At 38.2% G+C, this 19,339-nt stretch carries 17 protein-coding genes and 1 riboswitch; of the genes, 15 read left to right on the plus strand and 2 right to left on the minus strand.

The features are described 5' to 3' along the window. The 13 genes from C2I06_RS21380 to C2I06_RS21445 all read left to right on the plus strand — a co-directional run bounded on the left by C2I06_RS21380 (position 1) and on the right by C2I06_RS21445 (position 16,995). On the plus strand, positions 1–897 hold the full coding sequence (locus C2I06_RS21380) for a methyl-accepting chemotaxis protein (protein WP_249928249.1): 897 nt from the start codon (positions 1–3) through the stop codon (positions 895–897). Between the two features lie 93 nt (positions 898–990). Further along, positions 991–1,076, plus strand: a riboswitch (cyclic di-GMP riboswitch). A 126-nt stretch (positions 1,077–1,202) separates the two neighbouring features. Beyond that, positions 1,203–2,570, plus strand: a complete 1,368-nt coding sequence (locus C2I06_RS21385; protein WP_123258811.1) for a sodium-dependent transporter — start codon at positions 1,203–1,205, stop codon at positions 2,568–2,570. Positions 2,571–2,610: 40 nt separating this feature from the next. After that, positions 2,611–4,260 (plus strand): pyridoxal phosphate-dependent decarboxylase family protein, encoded by a 1,650-nt coding sequence (locus tag C2I06_RS21390; protein WP_123258812.1) that lies wholly within the window; start codon positions 2,611–2,613, stop codon positions 4,258–4,260. 292 nt (positions 4,261–4,552) lie between these two features. Next, complete coding sequence (dcuS, locus tag C2I06_RS21395; RefSeq protein ID WP_095332962.1) at positions 4,553–6,148, plus strand: DcuS/MalK family sensor histidine kinase; 1,596 nt, start codon at positions 4,553–4,555, stop codon at positions 6,146–6,148. Between the two features lies 1 nt (position 6,149). Further along, the gene (locus C2I06_RS21400) at positions 6,150–6,857 is read left to right on the plus strand and encodes a response regulator (RefSeq protein WP_095332964.1); all 708 of its coding nucleotides are present in this window, start codon (positions 6,150–6,152) and stop codon (positions 6,855–6,857) included. Positions 6,858–7,050: 193 nt separating this feature from the next. Beyond that, positions 7,051–8,019, plus strand: coding sequence for a 2-keto-3-deoxygluconate permease (locus tag C2I06_RS21405; RefSeq protein WP_095332966.1), 969 nt, complete (start codon positions 7,051–7,053; stop codon positions 8,017–8,019). 147 nt (positions 8,020–8,166) lie between these two features. Continuing rightward, on the plus strand, positions 8,167–9,870 hold the full coding sequence (locus C2I06_RS21410; RefSeq protein ID WP_123258813.1) for an NAD-dependent malic enzyme: 1,704 nt from the start codon (positions 8,167–8,169) through the stop codon (positions 9,868–9,870). Between the two features lie 841 nt (positions 9,871–10,711). Then, on the plus strand, positions 10,712–11,494 hold the full coding sequence (locus C2I06_RS21420; RefSeq protein WP_123258814.1) for a sugar phosphate isomerase/epimerase family protein: 783 nt from the start codon (positions 10,712–10,714) through the stop codon (positions 11,492–11,494). Continuing rightward, a complete protein-coding gene (surE, locus tag C2I06_RS21425; RefSeq protein ID WP_095332973.1) occupies positions 11,491–12,300 on the plus strand; it encodes a 5'/3'-nucleotidase SurE in 810 nt (269 codons plus the stop codon). The genes C2I06_RS21420 and surE overlap by 4 nt, the downstream gene beginning before the upstream one ends. Continuing rightward, positions 12,293–13,333: an ABC transporter substrate-binding protein gene (locus tag C2I06_RS21430; RefSeq protein WP_095332975.1), complete on the plus strand. Its 1,041-nt coding sequence runs from the start codon at positions 12,293–12,295 to the stop codon at positions 13,331–13,333. Before surE ends, C2I06_RS21430 begins: the two co-directional genes overlap by 8 nt. Before the next feature lie 27 nt (positions 13,334–13,360). Further along, positions 13,361–15,085, plus strand: coding sequence for an ABC transporter permease (locus C2I06_RS21435; RefSeq protein ID WP_123258815.1), 1,725 nt, complete (start codon positions 13,361–13,363; stop codon positions 15,083–15,085). Beyond that, positions 15,078–16,154, plus strand: a complete 1,077-nt coding sequence (locus tag C2I06_RS21440) for an ABC transporter ATP-binding protein (RefSeq protein ID WP_123258816.1) — start codon at positions 15,078–15,080, stop codon at positions 16,152–16,154. Before C2I06_RS21435 ends, C2I06_RS21440 begins: the two co-directional genes overlap by 8 nt. A gap of 16 nt (positions 16,155–16,170) precedes the next feature. Next, on the plus strand, positions 16,171–16,995 hold the full coding sequence (locus C2I06_RS21445; protein ID WP_123258817.1) for a PHP domain-containing protein: 825 nt from the start codon (positions 16,171–16,173) through the stop codon (positions 16,993–16,995). A 50-nt stretch (positions 16,996–17,045) separates the two neighbouring features. Here the strand turns inward: C2I06_RS21445 and splB are convergent, their stop codons facing one another. Both splB and C2I06_RS21455 read right to left on the minus strand, forming a co-directional pair. Next, positions 17,046–18,074, minus strand: coding sequence for a spore photoproduct lyase (gene splB / locus C2I06_RS21450; protein ID WP_123258818.1), 1,029 nt, complete (start codon positions 18,072–18,074; stop codon positions 17,046–17,048). After that, positions 18,071–18,334 (minus strand): transcriptional regulator SplA domain-containing protein, encoded by a 264-nt coding sequence (locus tag C2I06_RS21455; protein WP_123258819.1) that lies wholly within the window; start codon positions 18,332–18,334, stop codon positions 18,071–18,073. Before C2I06_RS21455 ends, splB begins: the two co-directional genes overlap by 4 nt. Before the next feature lie 160 nt (positions 18,335–18,494). Between C2I06_RS21455 and C2I06_RS21460 the strand changes: the two genes are divergently transcribed. Together C2I06_RS21460 and C2I06_RS21465 are read left to right on the plus strand one after the other, a co-directional pair. Continuing rightward, positions 18,495–18,860 (plus strand): carboxymuconolactone decarboxylase family protein, encoded by a 366-nt coding sequence (locus tag C2I06_RS21460; protein WP_275068564.1) that lies wholly within the window; start codon positions 18,495–18,497, stop codon positions 18,858–18,860. A gap of 45 nt (positions 18,861–18,905) precedes the next feature. Next, on the plus strand, positions 18,906–19,334 hold the full coding sequence (locus tag C2I06_RS21465) for a pyridoxamine 5'-phosphate oxidase family protein (RefSeq protein ID WP_123258820.1): 429 nt from the start codon (positions 18,906–18,908) through the stop codon (positions 19,332–19,334). Positions 19,335–19,339: the final 5 nt, after the last annotated feature.

Raw genomic sequence — 19,339 nt, forward strand, 5'->3', positions numbered from 1 at the left:
ATGGAAAAAGCGGACATTGTTAGAGCAGCAATTGACGAGGTTGGCAGAGGCTTACAGAAACAATTAGTCGCTACAGAGGAAAGCGCCCTTTCAATGGAAGAAATGGCTCAGGCGATTGAGGATTTATCCATAAGATCCAATCAAATTTCGGAACAGTCCAATACTACATTAGAATTAACGCAAGAGGGAGACGAAAAGTTAAAGGACTCTTTAGTGCAAATGGAGCAATTTAATCAAACAATTAATACAACTTTTCATGCCATCAATAATCTTGGAGAAAAATCTAAAGAAATTGGAACAATCGTAAAAGTAATTACAGGTATTTCCGAACAAATTAATTTATTGGCTTTAAACGCAGCGATAGAAGCAGCTCGGGCCGGTGAACACGGTAAGGGATTTGCTGTTGTAGCAGATGAAGTACGAAAATTGGCTGAACAGTCCCGTCAGTCCTCTTCAGAAGTATCGAATATTGTGAAAAATATTCAAGAAGAAACGAATATAGTTGTTAAATCAATGCAACAGGGCACAGAAGAATTTAAAGAGACAAATACTAACATCTTAGAGGTTGGAACAATGTTTGAACAGATTCTGTCGACGACAAAGGTTATTGCGGAAAATAATGAGAATTCCTCTGCAAGTACAGAAGAACTATCGTCTGCTTCTCAACAAATCATGGCGACAATTGTACAGATAGCTTCTATCTCACGAGAATCGGTTGAAATGTTTGAGGAATTAATCGAAATCAGCGATGATGAATTACAAACAATTCAAGGTCTAGTACAAGAAGCCGAAAATCTTTTAGAATTGAAAAATGATGTAGATAAACTATTATCCACGTGGAATCAAGCTTCAGAACAAAAATCACATGCTGAAGGTGATATTACTGTAGCGGTTTAAGTTAGAAAAAAGCTTCTCATCGGTATTCAAACTTGTGAGAAGCTTTTACTTTAATTCCACTTTTAACGTAAATAACAGTATTTTGTTATATTCCTTCGAAAATAGCAAACTCATTGAAAAATGAGGACGCAAAGCTGCGGGCCTAAAGAAGTATTTCCATGGTAGCCAGGGTTGCCAAAAGGGTTGGATATTTGCTTATAAAGCAATAGATTGCTTTTTTATGTCCTCCTTCGTGTGGACTTTTTTATTTGGATTTGAGTTTCTAGCAGAAGGGATTGTATGTTGCAACAGGAAAGGGAGTAATTATGTCACAACAAGAGCAATGGAGATCAAAAATAGGATTTGTTTTAGCAGCAGCCGGATCAGCGATAGGATTGGGGGCTATTTGGAAATTTCCTTACGTCGCTGGAACAGGGGGAGGAGGAGCCTTTCTCTTACTTTTTTTAGTATTTACTTTGGTGTTGGGTATGCCCTTATTATTAGGAGAGTTTATGATTGGGAGAATGGGGCAAAGTAATGCGGTTCGAACATATGGCAAGCTAGCCTCTAATACTAAGTGGAATTTTATTGGTAAACTCGGTGTGTTTACAAGCTTTTTACTTCTATCATTTTATAGCGTTGTAGGCGGCTGGATAATCCTATATATTGTAAAGGTTTTGAGCGGTGGTTTAGCTGGACTGAGTCAAGATCAATACGGAGAGCTGTTTGGCGAAATTATTTCCAACCCTTATTCCACTATATCGGCACAGCTTGTATTTATGCTAATCACGATTCTTGTTGTTGCCCAAGGTGTGCAAAAAGGAATTGAATTAGCAAGTAAAATTATGATGCCTGCATTAGTTATTTTATTTTTAATATTAGTGATTCGCTCTTTAAGTTTGGATGGAGCAATGGAGGGAGTAAAGTTCCTGCTTGTGCCAGATTTTTCGAAGCTGACATCTGAGAGTATTTTATTTGCATTAGGACAAGCGTTTTTTACCTTGTCATTAGGTGTTTCGGTTATGCTTACATATGCTTCCTATTTACCTAAGTCTCAAAATCTACCCCGTTCGGCCATTTCGATCATTATCTTGAATATCGTTATAGCTTTATTGGCGGGATTAGCTATTTTTCCAGGAGTTTTCTCCTTTGGTATGGAGCCAAATGCAGGACCTGTGTTAATATTCTCTGTTTTACCTGCAGTGTTTGCTCATATGCCCTTTGGGATGTTTTTTTTCTTGGCCTTTTTACTATTATTCTTATTTGCAGCTCTCACTTCCGCATTCTCAATGATTGAAATTATAGTTGCAGCAGTTACTAAAAATGATGCAGCTAAAAGGAAGAAAGCTACTTGGATAATTGGATTCCTTATTTTTATTGTTGGTATTCCATCTTGCCTATCGTATGGTGCTCTTTCCGAAATCTATCTATTCAATAAGACAATTTTTGATTTGATGGATTATCTGGTTAGTAACATCTTAATGCCTCTAGGTGCATTATTAATTGCTATTTTTGTTTCTCAAAAAGTTTCAAAGGCTGATTTATTTGCAGAATTAAAGCGAGGATCAAATGTAGGATATGTATTTTTTATGATTTGTTATGTTCTGTTGAAATACGTTGTTCCTATTGCCATTGTTATCGTTTTTTTAGACGCAGCAGGCTTATCAGATTGGATTATTACTTTGTTTAAATAAAAAATACTTCTAGGAAAAAACGTCAAGGAGGTCAAATAAAATGAAGGAAATACAAGCATTGTTTCCTAGCATGGACGGAAATGACTTTCAACGAGAGGAATTACTGTCCTACTTTAAGACAATTTTAACAAAAATAGATGAATTAAAGGATCCTGACAAATTAACACTTGGAGAAATGCCAGAGTACACCGAGGATTATTACAATCGTGTGATTCAAAATGCGAATGTTCCTCAAGCAGGGGTGTCGATCGATGAAGTAATCAAAGAGCTTCTAAAATTGGTAGAAGGTCATCGCTATGTCAATCGTAATTATGTGGCCAATGCAGCACCTTTGCCGAATATTGCTAGTATCATAGGTAATTTAGTCATGGTGCTTGTAAATGGGAATAACCTTTGGGATGTAGAAGGCCCGGCCGCAGCTACAGCTGAAGTGGAAATCACAAGTATGCTGTCTAAATTAATCGGATATGACGAAAATTTAAGTGCGGGCTATACAACATGGGGAGGGCAAGGAGCTGTTTTCAATTCTTTACGCCTCGCTATTGCTCGTTATGCTCCTTCCTCTAACCAAATGGGCATTCCGAAAAATCTTTACTGCTTCTGTTCTGAGTTATCCCACTACAGCTTATATAAATCTGTAGAAGCAGCCGGAATTGGAGTAGAAAATATGGTTAGAGTCAAGGTGAACCAAGATCATTCTATGAATCTAGAAGATTTAAAGGAGAAAATAGAGCAAGTTATTGCAAAAGGTGGGGTGCCTCTTTATATTCTTGCAACAATGGGCACAACGGATACCTTTGGAATTGATGATATAGCAGGAATTAAGCAACTAGCGGAGGAGCTAGAACGCAAGCATTGTCTAAGCCCGCTCTATATTCATGCAGACTCAGCGATGGGAGGAATGTACACCTTCTTTAATGATTATGATTTTGAGAGAAATGCCCTTCAATTGGAAGATGATGTTAAGGAAGTTTTGCAATCCTATCAACAGAAGTTTAAACAGATCAAGCATGCTGATAGTATGGTATTTGATTTCCATAAGCTAGGACAAACACCGTATATTACAAGTTTATTTTTGATTAAAAACAGAGAAAGCCTTAAGTATGTTGATTTAGACGAAGAGGAAACTCCTTATGTTGGCAATCGTGGTTACGGCAGCTACCATACAGGCTATACATTAGAATGTTCGCGAATGGGAAGTGCGTTAGCAATTTATGCATCGTTATTAGCATTTGGTGTGGAGGGATATCAAATGCTGCTAGCTAACTATATTCGTGTGAATAGTAAATTTAGAGAAACGCTGACAAAAGAAATCCCGAATGTTGCCATTACGAATGAGGTTTCACCGATTACCACTTTCCGTTTTTATCCAGAAGAGCCAAAATGGAAAGAAGAAAGGAACGGTCTTTTAACTGCTGAGGAAATGATTGAAATTAATCAATTTAATGATGCGTTTGCAGAAATAATCGGTGCTGAAAGAGATACGATTTTCTTTGGGAATACAAAAAAGCAGTGCCTAGTAAAAGCAGCAAATTCAAACAAGAAAATCCCTGTATATGCGCATAAATTTTTCACTATTTCGCCATACTCTACAGTAGAAGAGATTGACCGTTATGTGGCATTTTTAAAAGAACACTTATCATTTTTTATGAAAACAACATCAACTTATGACAGCATTTCCCTGCTATAAGGAAGGACTTTTTTTAATTACAAAAAAGCCCCATAGTTTATTTAAGTATATAATGAATTTAAAAAACTTTCTCTTTACAAGGGAAGGTTTTTTAGTTTTCATGACCTTATATATCAAGTGATAGACACTCTTTTATTAAATAGTAGTCTATATTATATGCTGATTATTTCTCCTTAATGCTGTTTTGCCATTTATGATAGAGAATGGAGTCTGTTTTTGTCTCTTTAGAATGAGCAGTTTTTTATTTAAGTACTACGATAACAATTAACCCTATAACCCCTTGGAGGAGAATATGAAAAAAGGCAAATTCAGTTTACAAGCTATCATTATTATTTTTGTATGTATTGTTGTTGCTTTCTCCCTTGGAATTACGGATTTGATTATCAGTAATAGCATTACCTCCAGCGTGGAAGAAACACAGAAAGAGAAGGCACTGGATGTTGCGAGGATGATGGCGATAACTCCGCAAGTAATAGGAGTTCTTGAAGGTCGAGAGAATGAGGAAGATGTCCAAGTATTTGCCAATCAAATTAAAACCCAGACGAATGTGAACTTTGTTGTGGTGATGGATATGAACGGAAACCGTCTATCCCATCCGGAAGCTAGTAAAGTTGGAAAGCATTTTAGCGGAGGAGATGAAGGCCCCGTACTTAATGGAAAGGAATATGTTTCTATTTCCAAAGGAACTCTTGGAAAATCGATGCGGGCATTTACGCCAATAAAAAACGCTGAGGAAGAGCAAATTGGTGCAGTGGCAGTAGGAATTTCTTTAAAGAGTGTAACAGAAGCTGTCCACAAAGGACGGATGGGAATTGGAATAGGGACTTTAATAGGAATTCTCATCGGCATAATAGGGGCTGTCGTGCTGGCGAGGTATTTCAAGAAAATTCTGTTAGGGCTTGAACCCTTTGCTATTGCTAAGCTTTTGGAAGAGCGTAGCTCGATGCTGCAGTCTGTGCGTGAAGGAATTATAGCCATTGATCAGGAGGGAAAAATCACGCTTGTGAACAAAGCAGCTAGTAAGCTTTTTCAAAAAGCAGGCATTGGGGAGGATGCTATTGGAAGGAACATTGAAGATTATTTACCAGAAACTCGGTTAACACGCATCATAAAATCTGGTGAAATGGATTTGGATCAAGAGCAGAACTTGCATGGGGTAACCATTTTGGTAAATAGAGTTCCTGTAGTGGTAGAAAATCAAGTAGTTGGGGCTATTGCCACATTCCGTGATAAAACAGAGGTTCAACAATTAGCTGAGCAGCTGACAGGGGTGCGCAATTATGCAGATGCGCTCCGTGCTCAGGCGCATGAGTTTATGAATAAACTCCATGTTATCCTTGGTTTAGTTCGTACGGAACAATATGAAACCCTTGCTAATTATGTAAGTGAAACGGTTAATCATCGGGAAACAGAGGTAGGCTTTGTTACGAAGAAGGTTCAAGATCCTGTACTTGCTGGATTTTTGATTGGTAAGCTAAGCTTTGCTAGAGAATCAGGCGTTTCCCTTTCCTTTGATTGTGAAAATATCCTTCCAAAACCAGCAGACCCGGAGATTACAAATGAACTAATTACGATTATCGGAAATATCTTTGATAATGCAATAGAGGCAATGGTAGACAGCATAAACAAAAAGATAGATCTCACCTTGGATTATGCAGAAGAAATTTTAACGATCGAAGTGAAAGATACTGGAATAGGAATGACAAATGCACTTCAAAATAAAGTGTTAGATAAAGGCTTCTCTACTAAAGGAAATAATCGAGGATTTGGATTGTACTTATTAGTAATGGCGATTGAAAGGCTGGAGGGGGAGCTTATTATTTCGTCCAAGCCTGGGAAGGGCACCACTTTTGCCGTATATATACCATATAAAGCAGAGGATGAATAAAATGATTAATGTGATGATTGTAGAAGATGACCCAATGGTAGCAGAAATTAATAAACGATATCTTTCTCAAATCAATGGGTTTCATTTAACTGCAACCGCCAATTCAGTAGATGATGCGATTACTTTATTAAAAAAAGAAAAAATAGAGCTTATCCTTTTAGATATTTTTATGCCTGGAAAGATTGGGCTGGAGCTATTAGCTTATCTTCGAAAAAATGATCTTGCTATTGATGTTATCGTGATTTCGGCTGCTTCCGATCTTGAGCGCATTAAGAAAGCTTTAAGACATGGTGTAGTCGATTATTTAATAAAGCCGTTTGAGTTTGAAAGATTTAACACAGCGCTGACAACTTATCTAGAGCAAGCTAGGATTACCAATAAGCAAGCTTCCATTAGTCAACAAGAGTTAGATACGCTTCTTTTACATAGGGAAGAATCTGTGACAGTGGAAGAATTGCCGAAGGGATTAACAAAGGATACGTTAAAACAAGTATGGGAAGCAGTTCAAAAATTAAAAGAGGAACCTTTCTCGACCGATGATGCTGCGAACTTAGTAGGTATATCAAGAGTATCTGCTAGAAAGTATTTAAATTTCTTAAAAGATTTAGGAATACTGGAAGTTAAGGTAATCTATGGCACGATTGGAAGACCTGTTTATCAACATGAATATAATCGCTTAAAAGAACACAGAATAAAAAACTTTTTGTAAGCAGCATGAAAGCTGCTTACTTTTTTTATTTACAAAAAGAATTATTAAACTTTCATAAACTATGAAAGCGTTTAACTGGAGAGTAAGATGAACTTGTAAAAAACAAAACGTTTTGGGCTTAACAATCTCAAACGTATTGATAGAGGCTCGAATGAAGTCAATAGGGAGTAAAAACTTTGTTAGGAGGATTAAAATGCATATTCCAATTAAGAAGACGCTTGATAAAATTCCAGGTGGTATGATGGTTGTACCGTTATTTTTAGGGGTATTAACGAACACATTTTTCCCGCAATTTTTAGAAATTGGTCATTTTACAACAGCTTTATTCAGCAAGGAAGCATCATCCACCATTCTTGCATTATTTATGTTTCTGATTGGTTCACAAATTAATTTCAAACTTGCCCCAAAGGCAATCAAAAAGGGTGCCATCTTACTAACAGGTAAATTTATAGTAGGTGCGGGGATAGGGATTGCAGTCGCCATGCTATTTGGACCTGCTGGAATATTAGGGTTATCGCCATTGGCAATTCTTGCAGCCTTATTAAATGCGAATGGAGGATTATATGCATCGCTTGCTTCTTCTTATGGTGATGAAACAGATGTAGGAGCATATGCATTATTTTCTTTAAAAGACGGACCATTTTTCACGCTAGTTGCACTAGGAGCATCCGGTCTTGCAGCCATTCCTTTTCAGGCACTTGTAGGTGTCTTAATCCCAATTTTGATTGGAATGATCTTGGGAAATATTGATCCAGACATGAGAAAGTTTCTTGGTAGCAGTAAATTATTATTAATTCCATTCTTTTCTTTCCCATTAGGAGCAGGAATGGATCTTAGAACCATTGTAGAAGCAGGAGGGCCAGGGTTATTACTAGGATTAATAGCTGCGTTTACAGGAATTGGAGCTTATCTTCTTTTGAAATTATTTAAAGAAAATCCAATTGTTGGCTTAGCAACAGGCTCTACTGCTGGGAATGCTGTCGCTACACCAGCTGTGGTTGCAGCCGCAGATCCGACCTTATCTTCAATAGCCCCAGCAGCTACTGCTCAAGTTGCAGCAGCATGTGTTGTATCTGCCATTATCTGTCCGATTATTGTTAGCTATGTATTTAAAAGGTCGCAAAGAAAGAAGACCAAAAAGTCGATGGCGAGTGCAGCATGACAGATAAAAACGAGTACTGCATTATTTAGTTACAAAATAATGAATTTAAGTTAAATAACCTAGTGAGAAAGTACAAACAGTAATAACATAGGAATAAAAAAAGCGATCTTTTAATCATATTTTAAATAGAAAGAAGGATTACCCACAATGACTGTGTCAGATAATGTAATTATCACAACGTTAAAAGGAAAAGAAATTCTCTCTAATCCCTTTTTAAATAAAGGAGTAGCTTTTACGAAAGAGGAAAGAGAAGACCTTGGTCTAGACGGTCTGTTACCGCCCCAAGTACTTACGCTTGATGAACAAGTAAACAGAGTCTATGAGCAATATTTGATGAGGACCACTAATCTTTTCAAAAACGGCTTACTGAATGATTTATATAATCGCAATGTCGTTCTATATTACCGACTTTTAAAAGAACATCTTGCAGAAATGCTGCCAATCGTTTATACCCCGACTGTCGGTGATGCTATCCAGTCTTACTCTCATAGCTATCATCGTCCAGAAGGATTATATCTTTCCATTGATCATTTGGAAGGGGTGGAAAAGGCGTTTCGTAATCTAGGAAAAGCCAAAAATGATATAGATTTAATTGTTGTCACTGATTCGGAAAGTATCCTTGGAATTGGAGATCAAGGAGTAGGTGGTATTAATATTGCAATAGGAAAACTAGCGGTATATACAGCAGCTGCTGGTATTGATCCTAGCCGAGTTCTGCCGGTTGTACTAGATGTTGGTACAAATAATCAGTCTTTAATTGACGACCCTATTTATATTGGTAACAAGTTTGCCCGTGTTCGTGGGGATCGTTATGATCAATTCATTGATTTATTCATTGATACTGCAAGAAGGTTTTTCCCAGAAGTGCTTCTTCATTGGGAGGATCTTGGCAATGTGAACGCCCGCAATATTTTGGATAAATATGGGGACAAAATTCTTACCTTTAATGATGACATTCAAGGAACAGGTGCTGTAACGCTTGCAGCGATTATGTCTGCATTAAAAGTCACAGGTGGAGCATTGAAGGATCAGCGCATTGTTGTCTTTGGTCCGGGTGCTGCTGGAATCGGTAATGCGGACCAAATGGTTGATACAATGGCTCTAGAGGGACTTACTAAAGAAGAAGCCTATGACCGTTTCTTTGCAATTGACTATCGAGGATTACTGACAGATGAAACACCAGGTGTTTTGAAATTTCAAATGCCTTATGTAAGAAAAGCAGAAGAAGTTAAGCATTGGAATCGAAATGAAGATGGAATCATTTCCTTAATGGAAGTAGTTAAAAGGGTGAAGCCAACCATCTTAATTGGTACTTCTGGCCAAGCGGGTGCTTTTACGGAAGAAATCGTGAAAGAAATGGCAAAGCATGTTGAACGTCCTATTATTATGCCGATGTCCAATCCTACTAATCTGGCTGAGGCTATGCCGGAAAACTTGATTAAATGGACGGATGGAAAAGCATTAATTGCAACAGGAAGTCCGTTTGCTGATGTAGAATATAATGGTGTTTCCTATGAAATTGGGCAGTCGAATAATGCATTTGTCTTCCCAGGTTTGGGACTTGGTGCTATTGTTGCAAAAGCGCAAATTATTTCCAAAGGAATGTTTGCTGCAGCCGCTAATGCGGTCGCCGAAATGTGTGAAACGAACCAACCAGGGGCATCGTTACTTCCTTCGATTGAGAAATTACATGATGTCTCTATCTATGTGGCAGTGGAAGTCGCAAAAGCGGCTATAGAGGAAGGAATTGCAAGAGCCGAGATTACGGATGTAACAAAGGCTGTGATCGATGCAGTTTGGCAGCCTGAATATAAGAAAATTAAAAGTGTTGGAATGTGGGCCAATGTTTAATGAAATTATAAATTAGAAAAAATGCCTCTACTCCTGGTAGAATCGGATTGTTCGATTTGCCAGTGGTGGTAGGCATTTTTATTTTACAAATTATAAGCCGTTTGTCGTTTTAAAATTCATGGGTTTCTTTCTTTTTCCTATATTGTATAACATCCGTAATTACCCATAGAGGGATAATAAGAACAACAAAAGCAATTTTCAACCAATAATCAACAAAACTAAAGAGAATAAAAAGCATAAATAGAACATAACAAACAAATTTCAAAACTAAATTTACTAATTCAGATTTAAACATCGTTATCAATACCATTCGCTATTTTTACTTTCCTATACGAATAATGAAATCAATAAGTTTTGTTAACCTCGAACAAAATCCACATTTACAAAGCACACTCCCTGATTTTATTTATTTTTAATATGGAAGATAACAGAAATAAAGGCAAAGGAAATGGAGAGACATCCTCTGTGCCCAAAAGGAAGAGAAGCAGAGGAAAAAGGGAATAGAGAAAAACAAACAAACTGGAGCAACTCCTATTCGGAGAGGCATTTTGTCTTTAGTATAATTTGCTTTTACTTAGCTGTTAGCAATCTTCCAAGGTCTTTTCAAACTAACTTAACTTTCTCCTTTTTAAATCGCCATGTATTTTAATCAAATGTAAATAATTTACGCTTCCTTTACAAAAGCTCGCTTTTTTCCTGTAAAATCAATCCCTTCAGCTTAAATAATCAGAATTTTATTTAATGATTTCTTTACACTACTCCCTAATGTAGCTTTATATTTATTTTCTAAAATTTAAATTAATAGAGAAATTAAAGTAATCAAAAGGAGTGAGGTACTTTTATGCATTTTGCGTCCACACTAGCTTGGGCTTATCCGGTAGATCAAGTGGTCCAGCTTGCTAAGCAGAGCGGGTTATCAGGATTAGAAATTTGGGCAGAACATGTATGGTTTCATGGTACAGATCCAAACAAAATTCGTGAAGCGAATCGGAATCAGTCTATCAACCTAACCATGCATGCGGCGAGTTGGGACTTAAATATTAGTTCTCTAGAAAAAGAAATAAGAGAAGGCTCTGTAAAGCAGATCCAGAATTCTATTAAGTTAGCAGATGAGATAGGGGCAGACTCGATAACGTTTCATCCGGGGAGGTTGACACTTCCGCAGATAAAACAGGAAATATATGAATCTTTCATGATGGAATCTATTTTGACATTAATCGAAACAGCAAAGCGGTACAAGAAAACCTTAAGCATAGAATTGATGGAGGTAAAGGCAAAGGAATTCGTGACAACTCCAGAAACAATGAATCGACTGATCGCGGGCTTCTTGCCGGAACTGAAAACAACCTTTGACGTTGCTCATATTTCAGAAGGAACTCCACAGCAAGCCTTTGCTCAGTTAATAAATGTGGACAAAATTCATATTAGTGACAATTCTCGGGGGCAGCTGCATGTTCCTCTTGGTACGGGTATTCTTGATAGAAATATGCTGAAAGAATTTATATCGATCAATGATCTTCCAGTTGTAGTAGAGGGCTTTGATGCATCAGAAAGCTTGAACTGGTGGAATCATAATCTTCATTATTTAAAAAGCCTGGCAATGATGAAGGAGGTACCACAATGAAAGTGCTCGTAACAAACGATGATGGTATTTTTGCTCCAGGTCTCCAGGCACTAGTTGAAGTGCTTCAGCATTTTGCAGATGTTTATGTGTCCTGCCCAGATCAGGAAAGAAGTGCTGTCAGTCATTCGATAACATTAAGAGTTCCTTTAAAAGCAAAACCACTCCCGCTTTTTCCTGGTGTAAAAGGCTGCTGGGCTGTTAATGGAACTCCGGCAGATTGCGTCAAGCTTGGAATAGAAGTGCTGATGAAAGAGCCGCCAGACTTTGTTATTTCAGGGATAAATCTTGGGCCAAATTTAGGGCGTGATCTTTATTACTCAGGCACCATGGCTGGAGCGGTGGAAGGGCTGCTTTATGGCATTCCAGCTGTAGCAGTATCGTTAAACGCTTTTTCTGATATAGATATCAATTATGAAAAAGTGAAAAAGCTGCTTTATCCTATTGTGGAAGTACTTCTGCAAAACAAGATTCCAAAGGGAGTCTTTCTGAATGTGAACTTACCATACCTCTCGAGGGAAGTTTATAAGGGAGTTCGTATTGTTCCTCTAGATATGGATGTTGCCAGGTATTCATATGTTGGACTGAATGATCCGCATGGACAAGTGTACTACTGGCTGAAGGATCAGCTTCATAATATGAAGGACCTTAAAGCAGATAGTGATTACACTTTGTTGAGAACAGGCTATGTGACCATATCGCCAATCGAGTTTAGAACATTTCATAGAAGAAAAAAAGAACAAATTGAACGTTGGTTTGCTCATTTAAATATTGCTAGTACAGATGAGGAGGAAATAGATTATGCGTAAGTGGATGCTTGTATTAATGTTTGGAATACTGATGGTTTTTACAGCAGGCTGTGGCAGTAAGGAAAGCAGTGAGCCCAGTAATGCCTCTAAAGATACAGGTTCATCAGAATCGAAGCTAGAGGGATCCCTTCATTTTTATACCTCACAGCCCGATGCAGATGCTGCTAAATTAGTAGAAGGATTTCAAGCTAAATATCCTGATGTAAAGGTAGAAACATTCCGTTCAGGAACAGAGGAAGTCATTTCAAAAATTAAAGCGGAAAAAATGGCTGGCAAGATTCAAGCAGATGTTCTATTGGTAGCAGATGCAGTAACATTTGAAAGTTTAAAAGAAGAGGATATGCTCAAAGCATATGAATCAAAAGAAGCTGCTGAAATTCCTGCTGAGCTTGTTGATCCAGATCATACTTACTATGGAACGAAGGTCATGGCAACTGGATTAGTTGTAAACACGCAAAAAGTAAAAAAATTGCCAACAAGCTGGAATGTCCTTACTTCTAAAGAAGCAAAAGGGAAAATTATTATGCCAAGTCCATTATATTCCGGTGCTGCTGCCTATAATTTAGGAGTGTTTACTCGCCAAGATAAATTAGGATGGGACTTTTACAAAAATATTGCTGCAAATGATGTAACGGTTACAAAAGGGAATGGCGATGTACTTAAAGGTGTTGCTGGTGGAGAAAAAGACTATGGGATGGTTGTAGATTATCTAGTTACACGCGCGAAAGCAGAAGGATCTCCAGTGGAGCTAATTTATCCTGAAGAAGGGGTGCCTGTTATCACTGAACCAATAGGAATTATGAAGGACGCAGACAATGTAGATGCAGCACAAGCCTTTGTTGATTTCGTTCTATCCGAGGAAGGACAAAAGCTTGCTGCCGAGCTTGGATATACACCAATTCGCAAAGGGGTTGAAGCTCCTGAGGGACTTAAAACGATAGATGAAATGAAAGTCCTTTCTACTGATGTGCAAGAATTATATCGTGCCAGAGACGGTGATAAGAAGGAATTTGAAACGGTAATCAGTGAATAGAACACTATTTATGAAGGAGTGGACATAATGAACTCATCTATTCAGAGCGCTGAAAGGAAGACGGAAGCATTATTTCCGCTCTCCTTTTCTTATCTTTCCCGTAAGTGGTGGGGGATTCTTGGATTTTTGCTGCTTATCTTTGTTTTTTTACTTCCTGTTTGGCGTCTTGTCTGGCTGAGCATATCCTCTGGAGAAGGAATTAGTCTGGAGCTTTATCAGGAAGTATTGGTAGAAAGGGCTACGTGGAAGACGATTCAAAATACTGTTATCATTACGGTCTCAAGTACATTGCTTTCCCTTGTTTTAGGAGTAGGGCTTGCATTTACTATGGCATATTTGAATATTAGGGCAAAAAAGTGGCTGCAATTACTTATCTTTTTACCCTTTTTGATACCATCGTATATCTCAACCCTTGCGTGGGTACAGTTCTTTGGAGGAAATGGACCTATCCAATTTCTTTTCCATCAATCAGTTAATTTGTACAGTATGGGAGGAATCATTTTTGTTCTTGGGCTTTCCCATTATCCCCTTGTTTATTTGATGAGTGTGGAAGTATTTCGCAGGATACCAAGGGAACTGAAATATGCCGCCAATACTTCTGGGGCATCTGGGGGAGTTGTCTTTCGAAAAGTAATTTTTCCAATGGCGCTTCCGGGAATTGCGAGTGGTGGTATTCTTGCGTTCTTATCTAATATTGATAATTTCGGCATTCCGGCTTTTCTTGGTATACCAGCAAATATCCGTGTTTTGAGTACGTATATTTACGAACAGATTATTGGATATGGACCATCTGCCTTTGCAAGAGCTGCTGTTCTTTCCGTTATTCTTGGTGTAATTGCTTTAATTGGGACAGTCCTCCAATGGGCAATTATAAGAAAAAGCAATGTAAGTGAAACAGCAGCACGAGATATAGAGCCAAGGTATTTTCTCCCAAGGGGCTTGCGAAATGCAGTGGAAATAGTGCTCTGGATGTTCCTGTTGCTCACGACACTTTTGCCATTAGTCGTTATGGCTTCTACATCCTTTATCAAGGCATATGGATTATCTCTTGCTTGGGAAAATCTTTCTTTAAAAAACTATTCGTATCTATTATTTGAGGATGGTAAAACAGGCGCTGCGATAGGAAACAGCGTAACGCTTGCCTTGGTGACCATGCTGATTTGTATGGTAATTGGAACCGTTATTGCTTATCTTCGTTTTAAAAAGCCATCTGTTTTAGTGAAGGTCTCAGAAATTATTGTAACCATTCCTTATGCTTTGCCAGGAACGGTATTTGCATTAGCAATTATATTGATGTGGCTGCAGCCAGTGCCAGGCTTTCAGCCAGGAATTTACGGCACGATATGGATTTTGCTTATTGCTTATATCACTCGCTTTACGGTACTACAGATGAGAGGAAGCCTGACTGCTTTTTCGCAAATTGATTCTTCTGTGGAGGAAGCAGCAAGAATTTCAGGGGCAAAAGCATTAGCTAAATGGAGAAGCATCCTTTTTCCCTTGCTAATGCCTGGTATATTAAGCGGAGCTGCTCTTGTGTTTCTGACTGCTCTTACAGAGCTGACTGTGTCCAGTTTATTATGGTCTAGCGGTTCTGAAACGATAGGTGTTGTTATCTTTAGTTTTGAGCAAGCTGGATACACTACTTACTCAACGGCATTTTCCACTTTAATTGTGGGATCTGTATTGATCATGGGCATTCTATTTGTTTTATTAGAAAAAATCTGGAAGAAGAAGGTGATGAAGAGTGATTAGTATTGATGGGTTAAAAAAGAACTATGGAAGCTTTACAGCCTTAAATAATATTAACTTAGAATTGCTAAATGGTGAATTTATCGCTATTCTAGGTCCTTCTGGATGTGGAAAGACGACGTTATTAAGGCTTTTGGCAGGGTTTATGAAACCGACAGAAGGAACGATTACGATAGATAATGAGTTAGCAGCAAGCTCTAGTAAACTCGTTCCACCTGAGAAAAGGAATATAAGTATGGTCTTTCAATCCTTTGCATTATGGCCGCATATGACAGTAGAAGACCATATTCGCTTTCCTCTTAAGCATCATCGGTTTGGCAGAACAAATGGCAAAGAGGAGCAGGAGATTAGAATTGGAGAAGCATTAGGAATGGTGGGCCTTACCCATTTGAAAACACGCTATCCGGCTGAACTTTCTGGAGGTCAAAAACAGCGAGTTGCACTTGCTCGTGCTATCGTTCCAAAGCCATCTCTTCTTTTGATGGATGAACCATTAAGTGCACTTGATGCGGAGCTTCGTATGGAGATGAGAAGAGAGATTAGTAGGATTCACCAGAAGCTGGGAACTACCATAATTTATGTTACCCATGATCAAGGGGAAGCTTTGGCGATGGCTGATAGAATTGTTGTAATGAATAATGGAAGAATCGAGCAGATTGGTACTCCGGAAAGTATCTATAATAATCCCCAGTCGGTATTTGTTGCCACATTTGTTGGAAAGAGCAATCTGATCAAAGGAGAGTGGATTGGAGAGGATCGGTTTATTCCCGCGGAGTTTCCTAATGTTTCTTGGAAAGACATCGGAATTTCAAAGGAGATCAAATCCCAAAATCTTTACCCTGTTCGTCCTGAGCAATGGAAGCTTGGCGAGGCAGAGCAAGAAGAGATGACAGGAATTATCCAGTTTGCCCAGTTTCAAGGGAATGAAATTCATTATAGCGTTCAAGTGGGGGAAGAGACAATTAATGTGTATGGATCTGTTTTTGAAAAACGATTTCTGCCAGGAGACGCTGTTTCCTTGAGGATATTTAGTGGAGTAGAGGAAAGAGCTGTGCTGACAGGGAGCAGGTAGACTAGGAGGGAAAAGCATGATGGATTTGCATATACATTCCATCTACTCTGATGGTTTTTGGACACCACAAGAAATTGTAGAGGATAGTATCAAAAAAGGGTTGGAAATTATTGCAATAACGGATCATGATGTATTAACTGGGTATGAAGAAGCTTTATCCTATAGCAAGGATGCATTAAAGGTTATCCCTGGGATTGAACTTAATACAGATGGTCCTCAAGGTGAATTGCATATATTAGGCTATCAATTTGACCCGCATCATCCTAAATTAAAAGATCATGTCTCTTGGAGAGTGGAGGACAGAATTCAATGGGGAAAAGGAATAGTGGAGAAATTAAGAAATCTTGGCTACGACATTTCCTTTAACAATTGCCTTGCGCGTGTTGGAAAGGGCGTACTTGTTCGAACCCATATTGCAGATGAACTAGTATCAGCAGGATATTTTCAAAACAGTAAGGATGCATATGAACAGCTTTTAAAAAAAGGAAAGCCTGCTTTTGAAGAAAGAGGCAGTTTTTCCGCAGAGGATGCTATTAAACTAATCCACGAAGCTGACGGTCTTGCATTTCTAGCTCATCCAGGCATTTATAAACATGAATTTCAGCTTCAACAGTTAATTGATTCGGGGTTAGATGGTATCGAAGTATATCACTCCAAACATTCCGATAAGGAGCAAAACTACTGGGGGAGAATGGCAGAAGCATTTAATCTCCTTGTTTCTGGAGGTAGTGACTTTCATGGTCCAGAATCGCGGAATCCTTTTCCGATTGGGAGTGTAGAGCTACCACATACTGAAAGAATAACATGGATTAGCGATGCTAAAGTCTTTACGAAAAAATAATATCAATGGAGAAAAAGGCCTCATACAATTAAAGACCTTTTTCTTTTTGTTTACGTAAAATATTCTAGTTTAGCATCAGGGAAAAATTTTTTCATATAAGAATGTAGGTGATCTTTTATGTCTGCTTCTTCTTCTTTTTGATAAATATATTTTCCTATTCCGTATTTTCCCCATTTATATCTGCGCTTTTCTTCATCCAGCTCTAATTTAGTCATTGGATAATTTTTTTGGATTACCCTTTTAGCAGGTTTTGTAAAGCGGTGCTGGATAAACTCAAATGTTAAATCCTTCTTTGCTTCTGGAGGCAGCTCAGCTTCTAGGCGTTCAAACATATGCAGATAGCCTTCTTCCCATCCTTCATGGAGGTAAATGGGTGCCACGATAAATCCTAGTGGATAGCCGGCTCTGGCGACTTTTCCAGCAGCCTCTATTCTCTTTTCCAAAGGAGATGTCCCAGGCTCGAAGTTTTTGATGACGTAATCTGCATTTACACTAAAACGAAAGCGGGTTTTTCCATTGTGCTTCGCATCAAGCAAGTGGTCAACATGATGGAATTTTGTGACAAATCGCAGTTTGCCGTACTCCGATTCCCCGAAGTGTTCAATTGCATGTTTAAGCGTGTGGGTTAAATGATCGATTCCAACGATATCAGATGTACAGGATGCTTCGAAACGTGTAAATTCTGGAGCGCGTTCTTTCATATAGTTATCGGCGGCTTCTAAAATTTCCTCGACATTTACATAGGTGCGGATGTATGGCTTGCTTCCCATCGTTGTTTGCAAATAGCAATAATGACAATGTCCCATACAGCCGGTAGCAAAAGGAATGGCATATTCGGCAGAGGGCTTAGATGTATCAAACTTGAGTGTTTTGCGAATGCCGACAACAAGCGTTGACTTTGCCACTCGGTAACGTTGAAAATCATTGTCGCCAGGAAGATTTCTAACTTGATTATGGGAAGTGGTATAGCGAATCTCTACATCCATCTTTTTGAATTTCTCCAGCAGTTCTTTCCCTAAGGGATACTCTAATGCTTCCGGTTCAAAATAGACAAGCTTTGGAGTGAAGGGTTTAATCATTCCAATCTCCCTTCCGAAACATCTCCATAATAATAATAGTAGGCTTCTTGAGCTTCTGCTTCTGTAGTATATACAGCAACTTCATTTGAGAGAGGGTAGTAATTTTCGTATAGAAATAAAGATAATTCATTGGAATTGTCTGGATTTTTTACAACAGCAGCTGCTTGGATATTCGCTACATCTTGGGTATGCGGGTTCCGGTAAAAAACATAAACGATGTCCCCAGCTTGATAGGCATGATTTTCATTATACAGTTCCATTCACTCACCTTCTACATTGAATATAATGCCATTTTTCCCTTCCTAATCACCAGTTATGTATCACTTTTTATGGAAGTTATGGGAAATGAATAAGGGATAATTAATTCGATTGAAGTTTACTTATAATAAATTTGTTGTACAGCTTAATTAAAAGGAGTGTTTGGAAATGGAAACTAGCAATTCAATAGAATCTACCCTGTTATCGTTTAAAAAGGGGATAGGGGATTTTACACAAAAAATGCCTGAGTTTGCAAGTAGATATAATGCTTTTACAGAAGCCTGCTTTGAGGAAGGTGCCTTAACACAAAAACAAAAGCAATTAATAGCTTTAGGGATTAGTCTTCATGCTCAAGATGAGTATTGTATCATCTATCATACAAAGGGATGCTTGGATCAAGGATGTTCCGAACAGGAAATTTTAGAAGCAGTAGGCGTAACTGCTGCATTTGGCGGGGGAGCGACCATGAGCCAAGGAGTTACCCTGGTGCAAGAATGCATTCAGGAATTGAATCGTTTAGAACAGTAAGAGCACATAAATAAAATAGCCGTAATTAGAGGAGTAAAACAGAATATGACTAATCAAAATTTAAAGAATCAAGTTATTAACATTATTTCAGGTCATCGAACAGGAGTACTTTCATCTGTGGAAAATAATAAACCTCATTCACGGTATATGACATTTTATCATGAAAATTTAACTTTGTACTCGCCCACTCAAATGGATACAGAAAAGATAGATGAGATAGAAAAAAATCCTCATGTTTCTGTATTGTTAGGCTATGAAGAAAAGGGACAAAGCGATTCTTATGTGGAAATAGCTGGAACTTGCTCTATTAATAATTCTGAAACATTAAAAAAGCAGTTTTGGAACGAGTCGTTTCAACAATGGTTTGAAGGACCAATGGATCCAAATTATGTGTTCCTTCAAGTGCAGCCTGACGTTATTCGAATTTTAAATAGGAATGGCGAACCTGTACAAGAGTTAACACTAGGTAATTAATGAAT

Source organism: Niallia circulans, assembly GCF_003726095.1.
Lineage (GTDB): Bacteria > Bacillota > Bacilli > Bacillales > Cytobacillaceae > Niallia > Niallia circulans_A.